Source organism: Dyella solisilvae (assembly GCF_003351225.1).
GTDB lineage: Bacteria > Pseudomonadota > Gammaproteobacteria > Xanthomonadales > Rhodanobacteraceae > Dyella > Dyella solisilvae.
Map to the genome: position 1 here is coordinate 357,317 of NZ_QQSY01000003.1, position 16,397 is coordinate 373,713.

General features: G+C 66.0%; 13 protein-coding genes. 2 read left to right on the top strand and 11 right to left on the bottom strand.

The features are described from left to right. Window positions 1-61: 61 nt before the first annotated feature. From pstB to rnt, 5 genes are all read right to left on the bottom strand, one after another. A complete protein-coding gene (gene pstB / locus DVT68_RS13745) occupies window positions 62-877 on the bottom strand; it encodes a phosphate ABC transporter ATP-binding protein PstB (protein ID WP_114825659.1) in 816 nt (271 codons plus the stop codon). Beyond that, window positions 870-1,745 carry a phosphate ABC transporter permease PstA gene (gene pstA, locus DVT68_RS13750; protein ID WP_114825660.1) on the bottom strand — a complete coding sequence of 292 codons (876 nt, stop codon included), beginning with the start codon at window positions 1,743-1,745 and terminating at the stop codon, window positions 870-872. Before pstA ends, pstB begins: the two co-directional genes overlap by 8 nt. Next, entirely contained in the window at window positions 1,745-2,767 is a 1,023-nt protein-coding gene (gene pstC / locus DVT68_RS13755) for a phosphate ABC transporter permease subunit PstC (protein ID WP_114825661.1), read from the bottom strand. The genes pstA and pstC overlap by 1 nt, the downstream gene beginning before the upstream one ends. A gap of 190 nt (window positions 2,768-2,957) precedes the next feature. Beyond that, window positions 2,958-3,989 carry a phosphate ABC transporter substrate-binding protein PstS gene (gene pstS / locus DVT68_RS13760; protein WP_114825851.1) on the bottom strand — a complete coding sequence of 344 codons (1,032 nt, stop codon included), beginning with the start codon at window positions 3,987-3,989 and terminating at the stop codon, window positions 2,958-2,960. A gap of 187 nt (window positions 3,990-4,176) precedes the next feature. After that, window positions 4,177-4,836: a ribonuclease T gene (rnt, locus tag DVT68_RS13765; protein ID WP_114825662.1), complete on the bottom strand. Its 660-nt coding sequence runs from the start codon at window positions 4,834-4,836 to the stop codon at window positions 4,177-4,179. A gap of 219 nt (window positions 4,837-5,055) precedes the next feature. Here rnt and DVT68_RS20725 point away from each other — a divergent pair, with 219 nt between their 5' ends. Next, window positions 5,056-6,681, top strand: coding sequence for a coiled-coil domain-containing protein (locus DVT68_RS20725; protein ID WP_114825663.1), 1,626 nt, complete (start codon window positions 5,056-5,058; stop codon window positions 6,679-6,681). Window positions 6,682-6,946: 265 nt separating this feature from the next. Further along, on the top strand, window positions 6,947-7,204 hold the full coding sequence (locus DVT68_RS13775) for a hypothetical protein (RefSeq protein WP_114825664.1): 258 nt from the start codon (window positions 6,947-6,949) through the stop codon (window positions 7,202-7,204). A 193-nt stretch (window positions 7,205-7,397) separates the two neighbouring features. On the opposite strand, the gene DVT68_RS13780 is transcribed toward DVT68_RS13775, so the two are convergent. The 6 genes from DVT68_RS13780 to DVT68_RS13805 all read right to left on the bottom strand — a co-directional run bounded on the left by DVT68_RS13780 (window position 7,398) and on the right by DVT68_RS13805 (window position 16,276). After that, the gene (locus DVT68_RS13780; RefSeq protein ID WP_199536065.1) at window positions 7,398-8,882 is read right to left on the bottom strand and encodes an efflux transporter outer membrane subunit; all 1,485 of its coding nucleotides are present in this window, start codon (window positions 8,880-8,882) and stop codon (window positions 7,398-7,400) included. 4 nt (window positions 8,883-8,886) lie between these two features. Further along, the gene (locus DVT68_RS13785) at window positions 8,887-10,074 is read right to left on the bottom strand and encodes an efflux RND transporter periplasmic adaptor subunit (RefSeq protein WP_114825665.1); all 1,188 of its coding nucleotides are present in this window, start codon (window positions 10,072-10,074) and stop codon (window positions 8,887-8,889) included. Then, the gene (locus DVT68_RS13790; RefSeq protein ID WP_114825666.1) at window positions 10,064-13,303 is read right to left on the bottom strand and encodes an efflux RND transporter permease subunit; all 3,240 of its coding nucleotides are present in this window, start codon (window positions 13,301-13,303) and stop codon (window positions 10,064-10,066) included. The genes DVT68_RS13785 and DVT68_RS13790 overlap by 11 nt, the downstream gene beginning before the upstream one ends. A 350-nt stretch (window positions 13,304-13,653) precedes the next feature. After that, window positions 13,654-15,054, bottom strand: a complete 1,401-nt coding sequence (locus tag DVT68_RS13795; protein ID WP_114825667.1) for a sensor histidine kinase — start codon at window positions 15,052-15,054, stop codon at window positions 13,654-13,656. Beyond that, window positions 15,051-15,716, bottom strand: a complete 666-nt coding sequence (locus DVT68_RS13800) for a response regulator (RefSeq protein WP_114825668.1) — start codon at window positions 15,714-15,716, stop codon at window positions 15,051-15,053. The genes DVT68_RS13795 and DVT68_RS13800 overlap by 4 nt, the downstream gene beginning before the upstream one ends. A gap of 251 nt (window positions 15,717-15,967) precedes the next feature. Further along, entirely contained in the window at window positions 15,968-16,276 is a 309-nt protein-coding gene (locus DVT68_RS13805) for a hypothetical protein (RefSeq protein ID WP_114825669.1), read from the bottom strand. Between the last annotated feature and the right edge of the window lie 121 nt (window positions 16,277-16,397).

Genomic DNA, 16,397 nt, shown 5'->3' on the forward strand with positions numbered 1-16,397 from the left:
AAGGGTGTCGCGGGGTGGCCCCTCACCCTAGCCCTCTCCCCACAGGGGAGAGGGGACAAAGTTAGCCGAAGCGACCGGTGATGTAGTCTTCCGTCTGCTTCTTGTTGGGCTTGGTGAAAATCTGCTCGGTGCGGTCGAACTCGATCAGCTCGCCCAGGTACATGAAGGCGGTGAGGTCCGAACAGCGGGCCGCCTGCTGCATGTTGTGGGTTACGATCACGATGGTGTATTGGCTCTTGAGCTCTTCCACCAGCTGCTCGATGCGGCCGGTGGCGATCGGGTCCAGCGCCGAGGTCGGCTCGTCGAGCAGCAGCACCTCGGGCTTGAGCGCGATGCCGCGGGCAATGCACAGGCGCTGCTGCTGGCCGCCGGAGAGGCCCAGCGCGCTCTGCTTGAGCTTGTCCTTCACTTCGTCCCACAGGGCGGCGCTGCGCAGCGCCTGTTCCACGCGGATCTCCATGTCGGCGCGCGAGAGCTTCTCGTGATGGCGGATGCCGTAGGCGACGTTCTCGAAGATGGTCATCGGGAACGGCACGGGCTTCTGGAACACCATGCCCACCTTGCTGCGCAGGCGGTTCATCGAATAGCTGGTGTCGAGGATGTTCTCGCCGTCCAGCACGATCTCGCCCTTGGCTTCCAGCTTGGGGTAGATCGCATAGATGCGGTTGAAGATGCGAAGCAGGGTGGACTTGCCGCAACCGGAGGGGCCGATGATGGCCGTCACCTTCTTCTCCGGGATGTCCATGTTGATGCCTTTCAGCGCATGGAACCCGTTGTAGTAGAAGTGCAGGTCACGCACCTTCAGCTTGGTCGGCGCGATCGGCGAGGGGGTGGCCGCGGACTGCGGGTGGATGCCGGCGGCGGCGGACTCAGTCATGGGACACCTTGTTGCGTGAAAGGACCAGACGGGAAGAGAGGCTCAGCAGCAGCACGAACATGGTGACCACGAACGCGCCGGCCCAGGCGATGGCGTGCATGCCTTCGCCCGGATCGTTGGCGTACTGGTAGATCACCTGGGGCAGGCTGGACATCTTGTCCGACGGGTTGAAGGTCAGGTAGTTGTTGCCGAAGGCGGTGAACAGCAGCGGCGCGGTTTCGCCGCTGATGCGCGCCAGCGCCAGCAGCACGCCGGTGATGATGCCCGAGCGCGCGGCGCGGACCAGGATCTGCATGGTCAGCTTCCACTGCGGAATGCCGAGCGACAGCGCGGCCTCGCGCAGGGTGGAGGGCACCAGGCGCAGCATCTCGTCCGAGGTGCGCACGATCACCGGCAGCGCGATGAGCGCCAGCGCCAGGCCACCGGCCCAGCCGGAGAACGTGGTCGAGCCGCTGGTCAGGGCCGTGGTCGGCAGCACGACGATGGTGTACACGAACAGGCCAAGCACGATCGACGGCGCCGACAACAGGATGTCGTTGAGGAAGCGGATCGACTCGCCCAGCCTGGTGCCGTTGGCGTACTCGGCCAGCCAGGTGCCCGCCAGCACGCCGATCGGCGTGGCGATCAGGATGCCGATCAGGTTGACGATCAGGCTGCCCACCATGGCGTTGAGCAAGCCGCCGTCCTCGCCGTAGGCAGTGATCTTGGTGAACAGCTGCGGGTGCAGCGCGCCGATGCCCTGGCGCAGGGTTTCCCACAGGATCCAGGCCAGGAACAGCAGGCCGAGCAGGGTGGCGAACAGACTCATCGCCAGCGCCACGATGTTCTTGATGCGGCGGTGCGTGTAGAGGTAGCTGTTGGTGGCCATCAGCGACCCTCCTTATGGGCCAGCTGGCGTAGCATCCAGCGGGCAATCAGCAGCACGAAGAAAGTCACCACGAACAGCAGGAAGGCCAGCGCCATCAGGGTCGACTTCTGCAGGCCTGCCGCCTCGCTGAACTGGTTGGCGATGGTCGAGGCGATCGATGCGCCCGGATCGAGGATCGACGGCGACAACGTCATGGCGTTGCCGAGCACGAAGGTCACCGCCATGGTCTCGCCGAGCGCGCGGCCTAGCCCTAAGAAGATGCCGCCGATCACTGCCGAGCGGGTATAGGGCAGCACGATGTCCCAAACCACTTCCCAGGTGCTCGAGCCCAACGCATAGGCCGATTCCTTCAGGCGCGTGGGCACGGTCTGGAACACCTCGCGCATCACCGAGGAGATGAACGGAATGATCATCACCGCCAGCACGATGCCCGCGGTGAGGATGCTGGCGCCAAAGGGGTAATCACTGCCAAACAGGCTGCCGACGAACGGCACGTGCTGGGCCACCCACGACAGCTTGCCGTCGTCGGGCTTGTTGCCCAGGTAGTTGGTCAGCCACGGCTTGATGTGGTCGGCGAAGAACGGGGCGAAGATGAAGAGACCCCACATGCCGTAGATGATCGACGGAATGCCGGCCAGCAGTTCGATGGCCGACGCCACCGGTGTGCGCAGCCACGGCGGGGCCACTTCGGAAAGGTAGAGGGCGATGCCGAAACTCACCGGCACTGCGATCAGCAGGGCGATCAGCGACGTGGCGATGGTGCCGTAGACCGGCACGAGCGCGCCGTAGGTATCGCTGCCCGGGTCCCAGGTGGAACTGACCAGGAAGTGCCAGCCAAACGTGCCGAAAGCATGGCGGCCGCCCCACAAGGTGGCGCCGGCGGCGCCGAGCAGGCAGGCCAGCACCAGCAGGGCGCAGCCCTTGAGCAGCCAGCTGAACAGATAATCGTGCCGCGCATCGCGATGCGCACGTGCTTCCTGGGCCACTGTGGAGGCGGGAATGGCGCCTACGTTCGCTTGCATGTGCAGAGGATTCCTCAGCAATCAGGCCCGGTTGGCGCGAGGGCCTGCCCGGTCGGTGGACGATGCGCCGAATACCGGCGCCTTTCAACAACAGGCCGCCCGAGGTTAATCGGGCGGCCGTAGTCGTGCAGTCAAGCCAAATAAGCTAAGGCTCGCCGGTTGCGGTTGCGTGACCGGCGAGACGCTTGTCTTAGTGCTTGTACTCGGAAGCCCAGTAGGCTTCGATCTTCTTGACCAGCGTGTCGGGCAGGGCGACGTAGTCGAGCGAGGCGGCGTCCTTCTGGCCGTTCTCCAGCGCCCACTTGAAGAAGTCGAACGCGACCTTGGTGTGCTCGGCGTTCTTCGGCTTCTTGTACATCACCACCCAGGTCGTCGCGGTGATCGGCCATGCCTGCGCGCCCGAGGCGTTGGTCATGATCACGTTGAAGTCCTTGGCGCTGCCCCAGTCGGCGGTAGCGGCGGCGGCGGCGAAAGCCTCGGCGCTCGGAGCAACGACATTGCCGGCGGCATTCTTCAGGTTCACCCAGCTGATCTTGTTCTTCACCGCATAGGCGTATTCGACGTAGCCGATCGAACCGGTGATCTGCTTGACGTACTGCGAAACGCCTTCATTGCCCTTGCCACCCACGCCGGTCGGCCACTCGACGGCCGTGCCGTACTTGACCTTGCTCGCCCACTCCGGGCTCACCTTGGACAGGTAGTTGGTGAAGTTGAACGAGGTGCCCGAACCGTCCGAGCGGTGCACGACGGTGATCTTCTTGGCCGGCAGGTTCACGCCGGCGTTCATCGCGGCGATGCGCGGGTCGTTCCACTGGGTGATCTTGCCGAGGAAGATGTCGGCGAGGGTCGGGCCGTCGAGTTTGATCTGGCCGGCCTGGATGCCCGGGATGTTGACCACCGGCACGATGCCGCCCACCACGACCGGGAACTGGCCCAGGCCGTACTGTGCGAGGTCTTCCGCCTTCACCGGCGCGTCAGTGGCGCCGAAGTCGATGGTGCCTTCCTTGATCTGCGCCACGCCGGCGCCCGAACCGACGGACTGGTAGTTGAGCTTGTTCCCGGTCTTCTCGGCGTAAGCCGCAGACCACTTCGAGAGCACCGGATAGACGAAGCTCGAGCCCGCACCGGTGATGTCGGTGGCGTGCGCGGACATGCCGAACAGCGAGGCCGCGGCGATCACGGCCGTCGCGCCGATGCGAGACAGGTATTTGGTAGAGGTCAACACGGTGGCTCCTTAAGCGTAAGGGTCTCGGGGGATTCCCGCCCGCCGTTATTTCATGCGTGCCGTGTTGCAATGAAATGAGTTCAATGTTTCAGCGATATGACAGTCGCGGGTGGACTGTCATATGGCGCTGATAAAAAAGGAATTAAGGCGGGCCCGAAAACTGACATCGGGCCGTCGCGCCATTTCACATTGACTCAACACCAATCTGCTCGCGCTCGAAGGTTTCGAGCTGACGCCACCGGTTGACGATGGTGCAGAAGAGCTCGGCGGTGCGCTCGGCATCGTAGATCGCCGAATGCGCCTCGCGCGTGTCGAACGACATGCCGGCCGCCTGCACGGCCTTGCTGAGCACGGTCTGGCCAAAGGCCAGGCCACTAAGCGTGGCGGTGTCGAAGCAGCTGAAGGGATGGAACGGGTTGCGCTTATGGTTGCAGCGGCGCACCGCGGCATTGAGGAAACCCAGATCGAAGGCCGCATTGTGGCCGACCAGGATGGCGCGCTGGCAGTCCATATCCCGCATGGCGTCGCGGATGGGCTTGAATACGTGGTCCAGCGCCAGGCGCTCGTCCAGGGCGCCGCGCAGCGGATTGTCCGGGTCGATGCCGGTGATCTCCAGCGCGCGCGGGTCGATGTTGGCGCCGGGGAACGGCTCCACGTGGGCGGCGACGGCCGGCATCGGCTGCAGGAAGCCTTCCGGCGTCATGCGCAGGACCACGGCGGCAATCTCCAGCAGCGCGTCGCGTTCGGCATCGAAGCCGCCGGTTTCCACGTCCACGATCACCGGCAGGAAGCCGCGAAAGCGCTCGGCCATGCGGCCGGCCATGCTGTTGCAGAGGTTCTCCATCTCATAAGCATAACAGTCGGAAGCCGGTCGAGACCCGGCCCGGACGGGGGCTGGAGGCCGATGTCGGTTCGGGGACGTACGTGGACGCATGTCTTCGTTCTGTCACATAACGGGCACATAACGGTAAACGCGCGAGCCCATTCTGCGCAGCGTGCTTGGACGGCCGGAGATCGATAGGGGGCGGTCCAGGTGATTCCTACCAAAATGCGGAGAACAACCATGCGTTCCAAGTTGCTCGCGGTAGCGATTGCTGCCGGTTTGGGCGTTACCAGCCTTCATGTCATGGCCGACCCGGCTCCTGCCCAGTCGTCCAAGAGCACCACCCAGTCGGCTCAGGCCGCAGAGATCGAGGCGCTGAAGGCCCAGTTGCAGGCCCTTCAGGCCAAGGTGAACGAACTCGAGCAGCGCTCGGACGCGCAGTCTGACATCAATGTCTCCCAGGGCCAGGCCGTGGAGCAGGTGCAGAAGCAGGTCGCCGCGACCGACGCGCAGGTCAAGAAGGGTTCCGACAAGATCGCCTACAAGGGCGTGAACATCACGCTCGGCGGCTTCCTGGCAGCTGAAACGATCTACCGTTCGGCCAACCAGGGCGCGGATATCGCCTCGAACTACCAGGCGATCCCGTACAACAATGTGCAGACCGCGCACATGAACGAATTCCGCATGAGCGCCCGTCAGAGCCGCCTGTCGGCCCTGGCCCAGGGTGACGTGAGCCCGGACACCCATCTGGCTGGCTACATCGAAATGGACTTCCTGGGCGGCGCCCAGACCGCGAACTCGAACGAGTCCAACTCGTTCAACCCGCGCATGCGTAACGTCTACCTGACCTCCGACTGGGACAACTCGGGCCTGCACCTGCTGGCCGGCCAGAACTGGTCGCTGCTCACGCTCAACGCCAAGGGCATCACCCCGCGCACCGAGCTGACCCCGCCGCAGATCGACGCACAGTACATCCCGGGCTTCACCTGGGCACGTCAGGCGCAGATCCGCCTGGTCAAGGATTGGGACAAGAAGTACTGGCTGGGTATCTCGATCGAGAACCCGCAGACCACCTTCTACACCAGCCCGAACCAGGCCAAGGCTCCGGTGCAGCAGACCGCCTACAACATCGGTGCTGGCTCGGGCTTCGACTCGGCCAACACGCTGTCGCTCAACCACATCCCCGACGTGGTCGTGAAGTTCGCGGCTGACCCGGGTTACGGTCACTACGAACTGTTCGGTCTTGGCCGCGCCTTCTACAACCGCTACGCCGTCAACGGTTCGTACCAGAACCACGACACCTACGGCGGTGGCTGGGGCTTCGGCGCCGTCCTACCGCTCATCGAGAAGACCCTCGACTGGCAGCTGTCCGGCATGGAAGGCAAGGGCATCGGCCGTTACGGCAGCGCCCAGTTCTCTGACGTGACCTTCAGCCCGAACGGCAACCTGGCTCCGATCAAGGAGAACATGTTCCTGACCGGCCTGACCTGGCACGCCAACTCCGACGTCGACGTCTACCTGTTCGGCGGCCGCGAGTCGGCTTCCAAGAAGGACTTCCAGTACGGCACCGTCGCCCTCGGCTACGGCAACCCGGCCTACAACAACAGCGGCTGCGACACCGCCGGCGCTGCTGCGGCCACCTGCGTGGGCAACCCGAAGGACATCTGGCAGGGCACCGCCGGCTTCTGGTGGAAGTTCTACCAGGGCAAGTTCGGCAAGATGCAGTTCGGCGCCCAGTACTCGCACACCGAGAAGGAAGCGTTCGCCGGCCAGGGTTATGTCAACGGCGTGCTGACCAACGGCTCGTTCTCGCCGAAGGCCAAGGAAGACATGTTCTTCACCTCCTTCCGTTACTACCCGTTCTAATCGGCGGTACGGTACGGCTATCGCAAGGGAGTTCGACCCAAGGATGGAGAGACGGCGGGCCTAGGCCCGCCGTTTCTGTTTTTGCAGGGTGCTGAGTGCGCGAGATGGATGGCCAAACGCCACCCGGCCCCGATCGAGGCCGGCACGCATGCGCCATCGCACACACGGGTGGTGCGTGCCGGATTTCCATCGTTTCCTGGCGAGGCCTCGCGTCTTCGCCGTTCACCGCGTGCGGTGTGCCTCGCTGCGTGCCGCTGGCGCGTAGATGCGCTTGGTAAGGGTTGGTGTGGCCAACAAGACAGTGGCGAGCATCGTGTTGGCCGTGGACGTGGCCAGCTCCGGCGCCGACTGGCGGGCACAATTTATATGCGCGCATGTGGTCGCAGCTTTGCGTCCCTCTCTGCATCGTCGCGCGTTGGCTGATGCGCACGTCGTTCGCGTGCTGTCGATCACGCGTCTGCAGCTGGCGACGGGTCGGCGGAGTTACGTCGATCTGATCTGTCTGGAACGGTTGCGCGGATGAAGACGCATGGTCTCATCGCGCAGTGGCGAGCTGCTATTGGAGTGGCGGCAGCGCCACCCGCGCATCGAAGACAGTCGGCGGGCGGCCAGGCGCCGACCCGTGTTTGGAAGCCTGTTCGATTCGCCTCCCTTCCCTCCGGACGGACAGGCTTCCCCAGACCCCGGGCGGGCGTGACGAAGTAGGAAGCGTCGCGTCAGCGGGCCCGGGACATGCTGCCGGTCGCCGCCATGTCGGCGGCCGGCAGCTGGGCGGCATCCCAACCACCGCCCAGCGCGCGGATCAGGTCAACGCTCGCCTGCAGGCGACGGGTACGCACCAGCTCGGCGCTGCGCTCGGCCTGCAGGGTGGCCGTCTGTGCGGTGACCACGTCGAGATAGTTCACCGCGCCTTCGCGATAGCGGTTGGTGGCGATGGTCTGCGAATCGCGGGCAGAGCTGGCGGCTTCGTCCTGCTGCTTCGCTTCCTTGCCCAGTTGTTGCAGCAGGGTGAGGTTGTCTTCCACCTGCTGGAACGCGCCGAGCACCACTTCCCGGTATTGGCCGGCGGCTGCATCCAGGTTCGCCTGCGCGGCCTGCACCTTGGCGTGGCGCAGGCCGCCGTCGAACAGCGACATCGCCAGCTCAGGCCCAAGCGCCCAGTAGCGGTTGCCGGCGCTGAGCAGGCTGCCCATGCCGGTGTCCTGCCAGCCGAACGCGGCGGACAGGCTCAGGCGCGGAAAGAACGCCGCGCGCGCCACGCCGATCTCCGCATTCGCCGCAAACATGCGCCGCTCGGCGGCGGCGATGTCGGGACGACGTTCGAGCAGCAGCGACGGCACGCCCAGCGGGATCGCCGGCACGCTGAGCGCCGCGCCACCCGGCGGCAGCGAGAAGTTGCTCGCCGGTACGCCGACCAGGCTGGCGATGGCGTGCTCGGTCAGCGCGCGTTGGCCCTCCACTTCGGAAACCTGGGCCTCGGCGTCGGCAAGCTGGGTCTTGGCGCGCGACACATCCAGGCCGGAAGCGATGCCGCCTTCGAAGCGGCGCTGGGTGAGGGCGAGGCCCTGCTGATAGGCGTCCAGCGTGTCCTTGAGGATGCGGTCCTGCACATCGAAACCGCGCAGGCGCACGTAGAGATCGGCCAGCTGCGCTTCCAGGCTGAGCTTCACCGAGGCGAGGTCGCCAGCCGCAGCCGTCGCTTCGGCCTTGCCGGCAGCGACTTCATTGCGTACGCGGCCCCACAGGTCCAGCTCATAGCTCGCGCCGAAACCCAGCGTGTTGGCGCTGTATTCGTTGGGCTGGTTGCTGCCGCGCAACGGACGATTGTCGGACTGGCGGTTGCGAGTTGCGCTGGCGCCCACGCCGAGCTGCGGATACATGTCCGAGCGCAGCTCGCCGACGATGGCGCGCGCCGCGTCATAGCGGGCCAGCGCGACGGACAGCGAGGGATTGTTGTTGTCGAGCTGCTGTTCCAGGTGATCCAGCTGGTCGTCGCCATACACCGACCACCAGGGGCCGCGCGTGGCCGTGTCGGCCGGATGCGCCGGCGACCACAGGCCTTCGGAGGTCTGTCCCGCGTAGGCCGTCGGCAAGGGACCAACATCGGGCTTCTGGTAGGCGGGGGCCAGTGAACAGGCCGGCAGCACCGCGACCGCGGCAAGCGGCAGCAGTCGGCGCAGCATCGAGAGCGGGCGCGTCATGGGGCTACTCCTTCTTCGCCTGGCCGGCAGGGGCTTCGGTGGACGTGGCCACCTGCACGCGGTCGCCGCGCGCCAGGGAATCGGGCGGGTGATTGATGATGCGATCGCCGGGCTGGATGCCCTGGTCGACCTGCAGGTGGTCGCCGAGATCGCGCGCGATGTGCACGTTGCGCAGCTCGACCCGACCGTCGGCGCCGAGCACGGCCACCTGCGGCCCCTGCGCGCGGAAGATCAGCACGGTGGAAGGCACCGTCATGGTGTGGCTGTTGGCCGCCATCGGCAGGTGCACCTCGGCATAAGCGCCCGGCAGCAGTTCGCCCTTGGGATTGTCCACTTCGAACTGCGCCAGCAGCGCGCCCGAAGCCTGGTTCACCGCGCCGGAGTTGCCGATCAGGTGACCGGCGAACTGCTCGCCCGGATGGTCGGGCACGTCCAGCTTCACGCTCATGCCGGCACGGATCGCGTCGGCATAACCCTGCGGCACTTGCACGTACAGGCGCATGCGGCTGGTGTCGGAGACGGTGAACAGCGGCTGGCCGCTTTCGCTGTTGGCGCTGATCAGGTCGCCGATGTCGGTGTTGCGTGCGGTCACCGTGCCGGCGAACGGCGCAGTGACGTGCTTGAACGCTTCCAGCGCCGCGATGCGATCCACGTTGGCCTGTGCGGAGAGCACGTTGGCCTGCGCGGCTTCGGCTTCGCCAGCCTTCTCGTCGGCTTCCTGCTTGGATACCGAATTGGAGGCGAGCAGGTTCTTCCAGCGCTTGTCGGTGAGCGTGGCGAGCTTGGCCGTGGCCCTGGCGCGCGCGAGGTCAGCCTTGGCCTGTTCGAACTGCTGGTCGAGTTCGGGTGTGTCGATTTCCGCCAGCGATTCGCCGGCGTTGACCTGGCTGCCGATGTCGCGACTCCAGCTCTTCAGGTAGCCGCTGACGCGCGCGTGGATGGGCGCGCTGATCCAGGCATCCAGATGGCCGGGCAGGGTCATGGCCTGCTGGTCCGCGCCGTTCTCCGGCGTCACCACCTGCACGCTGGGAACCATTTGCGCGTCGGTCCACTTCACCGCGCTGTGGTAGTCGTAGGCGCGTACCGAGATGCCGGCGATGACGGCGAACACAGCCACCGCGAGCCCCAGCCGCACCACCCGGCCGAGATTCGGCGGGCGCACTGGCGTAGTGGGGTGGGCGTCATGCGACATGGACGGGTTCTCCAAGCAGGGATTCGGAAGGGGCTGGCGCCTGCTCGCGGCCGTGCACAATGCTGAAGATCACCGGCACGAACAGCAGGGTGGCGAAAGTGGCGAACAGCAGGCCGCCGATCACGGCGCGGCCCAGCGGCGAGTTCTGTTCCTGGCTCAGCGCCATCGGCAGCATGCCGATGATCATCGCCAGCGCGGTCATGCAGACCGGGCGGAAGCGGGTGAAGCCGGCCTCGAGCGCCGCCTTCATCGCGTCGCCATGCTCGGCCAGGCGCTCGCGGCAGAAGCTCACCACCAGGATCGAGTTGGCGGTGGCCACGCCCATGCACATGATGGCGCCGGTGAGCGCGGGGACCGACAGCGTGGTGTGCGTGAGGAACAGCATCCACACGATGCCGGCCAGCGCTGCAGGCAGTGCGGTGATGATCACGAACGGATCCAGCCACGACTGGAAGTTCACCACGATCAGCAGGTAGATCAGCACGATCGCGCCGGCCAGGCCGAACAGCAGGCCGCCAAAGGCCTCGTTCATGGTGCCGACCTGGCCATGCAGGGCCACCAGGGTGCCGCGCGGACGCGTCTTGGCGAAATCGTTGAGCACCTTCTGCACGTCGCTGGCGACAGCGCCCAGGTCGCGATCCTGCACCGAAGCGTAGATGTCGAACGAGGGCATGATGTTGTAGTGCGAGACCACCGCGGCGCTGGGCACGCGGGTGAAGGAGGCCAGGCCACCGAGCACCTGGCTGGCGCCCTTGCCGGCAGGCGTCACCGGCAGGCTGGCGATGTCGGCCATGCTGTCCATCTTGTATTGCGGCGTCGCCGCCACGATCGGATAGGACACGCCGTTCTTCGGATTCAGCCAGAAGGTGGGCGCCACCTGCGAGCTGCCGGCCAGCGAGGCCACCATGCTGTTGGTGACGTCGCGCTCGGTCACGCCCAGCTCGTCGGCACGCGTGCGGTTCACGGTGACATTGAGCTGCGGGTAGCTGGTGCTCTGCTGCAGGCGAACGTCGGCGATGCCTGGCACTTCGCGCAGGCGCTTCATGATCTGCGTGGCGTAGTCTTCGTTCGCCTTGAGGTCACGGCCGCTGATGGTCACGTCCAGCGGCGCCGGCGAGCCGAAGTTGAGGATCTGCGAGCTCATGTCGGCGGGCAGGAAGGCGAACTGGGTGCCCGGAAATTCGCGGGGCAGCAGCGCGCGCAGCTTCTTCACGTAGTCCGCCGTGGGCGCGTGGCCTTCCTTCAGCTCCACCTGGATGTCGCCATCCTGCGGGCCGATGGTGCCGCTTGCGTTGTAGACCATGTTCACGCCCGACAGCGGCAGGCCGATGTTGTCGATGACGGTGTCCAGCTCATCCGGTGGCACAACCTTGCGGATGGCCGCCTCGATGTGGTCGAACTCCGCCGCCGTTTCCTCCACGCGCGTGCCCATCGGGGCGCGTACGTGCAGCGCGATCGCGCCAGCGTCCACGTCGGGAAAGAAGTCACGCCCGAGGAACGGCACCAGCGCGAAGGACGCCAGCACGAAAGCGAGGAAACCGATCACGAACTTGCGGCGGTGGTTGAGCGCGACGGTCAGCGTGGCGTGGTAGACGTCGCGCACCTGCGAGAACCGATGCTCGAAGCGCTGCTGGAACCTCACCATGGCGCCAAGCAACGCGCTGCGCTTGCGCGGCAACGGCTGGTCGCCCTCGTGGTGGTTGATGTACGCATCTTCCGGATGGTCGCCTTCGCCCGTCTCGGTGTGGTGGGGCTTGAGCAGGTACATCGCCATGGTCGGCACCAGGGTGCGCGACAGGACGAACGAGGACACCATGGCGAAGATCACCGCCAGCGCCATCGGGCGGAACAGGAAGCCCGCGATGCCGTTGAGCATGAACATCGGCACGAACACGATGCAGATGCACAGCAGCGACACGAAGGCCGGGGTCACGATCTGCTTGGCGCCATCCATGATGGCGGTGATGACGTCCTTGCCCTGTTCCAGGTGCCAGTTGATGTTTTCGATGGTCACCGTGGCGTCGTCCACCAGGATGCCGACCGCCAGCGCGAGGCCGCCCAGCGTCATCACGTTGAGCGTCTGGCCGGTGGCCGAAAGCAGGGCGATGGCCGACAGGATCGCCAGCGGGATCGACACCGCAATGATCACGGTGGAACGCCAGCTGCCCAGGAACACCAGGATCATCACCGAGGTGAGCAGGGCCGCGATGATGCCTTCGCGCGCCACTGAAGAGATCGCGCCCTTCACGAAGGTCGACTGGTCGCTCAGCAGCGAAACCTTGAGCGTATCGGGCACGGATTCCTTCACCAGCGGCATCAGGTTCTTGATGCCCGAGACCACGGCGAGCGTGGAGGCGTCGCCGACCTTCAGCTCCGGCATCAGCACGGCGCGATGGCCATCCACGCGCACGATGTTGGTTTGCGGCGCGGCGCCGTCGCGCACATGCGCCACGTCACCGAGGGTGATGGTGGCGCCGCGCACCGTCTTCACCGGCAGCTGGTTCAGTTCGGCAATGGCGTCGGGGCTGTTGTTGAGCTGGACGTGGTACTCGTAGGTACCGATCTTGGCGGTGCCGACCGGAATGATCTGGTTCTGTGCGGCCAGGGCGTTGCTGACGTCCTGCGCGGACAGCCCGTTGGCGGCAAGGGCGCGCGGGTCGAGATCCAGCGTCACCTGGCGCGCGGCGCCGCCGTACGGTGTCGGCACGGCGACGCCGGGCACGGAGGTCAGCATGGGCCGCATGATGTTCAGGCCCAGGTCGAGGATTTTCGACTCCGACAGCTCCTTGCTCGACAGCGCCATCTGCAGGATCGGCACGGTCGAGGCGTTGTAGTTGAGGATCAGCGGCGGCGTGATGCCTGGCGGCATCTGCTTGAGCACGGTCTGCGAGATCGAGGTGACCTGCGCGGTGGCGGTGCGGATGTCCACGCCGGGCTGGAAGAAGATCTTCACGATGCCCATGCCCGGCAGCGACTGCGACTCGATGTGCTCGATGTTGTTGACCGAGGTGCTGAGCTGGCGCTCGTAGTAGTACACGACGCGGCCGGACATCTGGTCGGGCGGCAGGCCGTTGTAGGTCCACACCACGCTGATCACCGGGATGCCGATGTTCGGGAAGATGTCGGTGGGCGTGCGCAGCGCCGCCAGCGGGCCGGCAATCAGGATGAGCACCGCCAGCACGATGAACGTGAGCGGTCGCGACAGGGCAATGCGGACGAGGCCAAGCATGGGACGGTTCCAGCGGTGCAATCGGCGCGCCATGCGCCGCGGCGTGACGGCGGCGCCGTCACAACGGTGATGCTTACGGGAAGGTGGAACTCAGCGAGGCGGTCCGGAGCGGGGCAGGGTGCGGCGGCAGATCGTCATGGCTTGGCTCGATGCGGGGCGGGGCCCGATGGCGGCATCTTCGCAAGGCAATCTTGTGGAAACCTTTTGGGTGGCTGAAAGGTGGCTGTGCGGGAGGCTGGCGGCCGCGATGCCGGCTGACCCGCCCCCCGCTGCGCCGGGTAGGGAGGGGTGGCGGACCCAGCGCCCGGGTGAGTTGGAGGGTGGCGGAGCGCCCCGGCGGACGCTGTCGCTCAGTCCGGCTCGGCCAGCATGCGGATGCGCACCAGCAGGCCACGCCCCAGTGGCGATTCCAGCAGTTCGATCGAGGCCCCATGCAGCTCGATCGCGCGCTGGACGATGCTCAGGCCCAGGCCGAAGCCCCGGGTGGCGCTCTCCACCTCGCGGTGGAAACGCTGGAACACCGCTTGGCGCCGGTCTTCGGGGATGCCGGGCCCGTTGTCGCAGATGTCGATGAGCGCGTGGTCGCCGTCCCGCCGCAGGGCCACTTCCACCTGGCCGCCGTTCTCGGTGTAGCGCAACGCGTTTTCGATCAGGTTGCGGAACATCGCGGTCAACGCGACCTCGTGGCCCAGCACGTGGATGGGGGCATCGTCGTGGTTGAGACTGAACGCGATGTCCTTTTCGGCGATCAGCGGCGCCAGTTCCTCGATAACCTCGGTCGCCAGCCGGGAGAGTTCCAGCCGCGTGCGCTGCTGGGACGCCGCGCCGGCTTCCAGGCGCGCCATCGCCAGGATCTGCTCGATGCGCCGACCTAGTCGCGCCATGCTTTGCTGCGCGTGGCGCACCGTGTATTCCACCTCGCCGGGATCGTCGGCGATCATCGCGCTTTCGAGATGGATCATGGTGGCGGCGAGCGGCGTGCGCAGTTCGTGCGCCACATCGGTGGCGAACCGGTGCTCACGGTCCAGCGCGTCTTCCAGTCGTTCCAACTGCTGGTTCAGTGCGGCGATCAACGGCTTGATCTCGGCCGGCGCCAGATTGGCCGGCATCGGCTTGCGGCTGCCGGGCGTGCGCCGGTCCAGCATCTCGGTCAGCACGGCGACCGGTCGCAGGCCCCGCTTCACCGCCAGACTCACCAGCAGGGCCAGCAGGGGCAGCCCGATCAGCAGCGGCAAGGTGTGCTCGATCACCAGCCCGCGTGCGATGTCGGCGCGATTGTCGGAGCGTTCGCCAATGCGGATAACCAGGTTGGTGCGGTTCTGCAGGGTGAAGGTGCGCCACTGCCGGCCTTCGTGCTGGATGTCGCGGAAACCGCGTTCGTCCGCCGTCGGAGGCGGCAGGTCAGCGAGGTTGGACGTGGCGGCGATCAGGTCGCCCTGCGGATCGTAGGCCTGGAAGCCCACCTCGGGCTCATAGTTGTGCGGATGCACGGAGACCACCACGCCCTTGTGGTGGCCATCGCCGCTTTGCGCGACGTTGGGCAGGTCTGGCTCGCGCATGGGCAGTTGGCCATGCGCGATCAGCGTCCCCAGCGTGCGGCCGGCCTGGGCCAGTCGGCCGTCGAGCAGCTCGTTCATCTCGCGCAGCTCGCGACGGTAGCTGATCCAGCCCAGCGGGATCAGCACGGCCACCATCACCGCGATGATCAGCCAGGTCAGGCGGGTTCGAAGGCTCGCGGGGTGGGGTGTCATTGGGGGTCACGGGGAATCATGTAGCCGATGCCGCGCACCGTGTGGATTACCTCCGAGCTCAGCTTGCGGCGCAGCCAGTGCACCTGCACCTCGATGGCATTTCGTTCGACCACGGTGTCCAGTCCGTACACGGAATTCTCCAGGGTTTCGCGCCGCACGATGCGCCCCGCGCGCTCCATCAGCACGCGCAGCAGGGCGAATTCGCGACGGGTGAGGCTGACCTTTTCGCCGCGGAACTCCACTTCGGCCGTGGCGAGGTTGAGGCGCAGGCCGCCGACCTCGACCAGGTTGTCCGCCAGGCCCTGGGTGCGCCGGGTCAGCGAGCGGATGCGCGCGGAAAGCTCGCCCAGGTGGAAGGGCTTGACCAGGTAATCGTCCGCGCCGAGGTCGAGGCCGCGGATGCGCATCTCCAGCGCGTCGCGCGCGGTCATCACCAGCACGGGCGTCTTCACGCCGGCGCGCCGCGCCTCGGCCAGCACTTCCAACCCGTCCTTGCCGGGCAGTCCGAGGTCCAGCAACACCAGGTCAACGGGGTCGCCGCGCAGCGCCTCGGTGGCTTCGCGACCATCGCGCAGCCAGGTCACCGCGTACGACTGGTGCTCGAGGGCGTGCTTGATGGCGGCGCCCAGTTCGGCATCGTCTTCTACCAGCAGAATATGCATGCCATGACACCCGTGTCGGCCTCGGGAGAGCGTGGCCCATGCCGTCGCTCACCGGCATGATCCGCGGCCATCCTTTTGTGGATCTTTTGCCCCGGCCTTCGGCACGGGCGCCGTCACGTTGGCGCGCGAGACGCGCGCCGTCAATCGGCTTGCCTGCACATAAAGAAAGACGGCGGGCTCCTGCCCGCCGTCTTCCTCCCTGTGGTGGCGCCCCATGGGGCGCCGGTCAAAAGGTTAAGCCGTGCAACCATTCACGGACTCTTGGCCAGCGCGGCCGCCTCGATGGCGTGGCGAAGCTGAGCGTCATTCATGGCGACGCCCTTGGATCCGTCGATGGCGACAGCCTTGACCGACTGCGGCTTGAGGTCGAGATGGCGTTGCAGTTCCCAACTGTTCGCCTGCTTCTGCGCGAGGGCGAAGTCCTCGGGAGTGTTTCCAACGAAACCCATGATGGCGTAACCGCCAGCCTCGTCGACCGTGTAGGTCTCGACAGCGGCGTAAGCCTGGCTAAAGCAAGTGAAGCCGAGTGCGACGATGGTGGGGATGATCAGGCGTTTCATGGTTTGGCCTCCTAAACGGGGAGCGGTCCGGGGGAGGTATGACCATAGGCCGGCAGCAGGCTATTTGCTTGAGGAAGTTGCTCGGAACGCTGAGGAAAACGTGAGGCTTCGCACGAAGCAA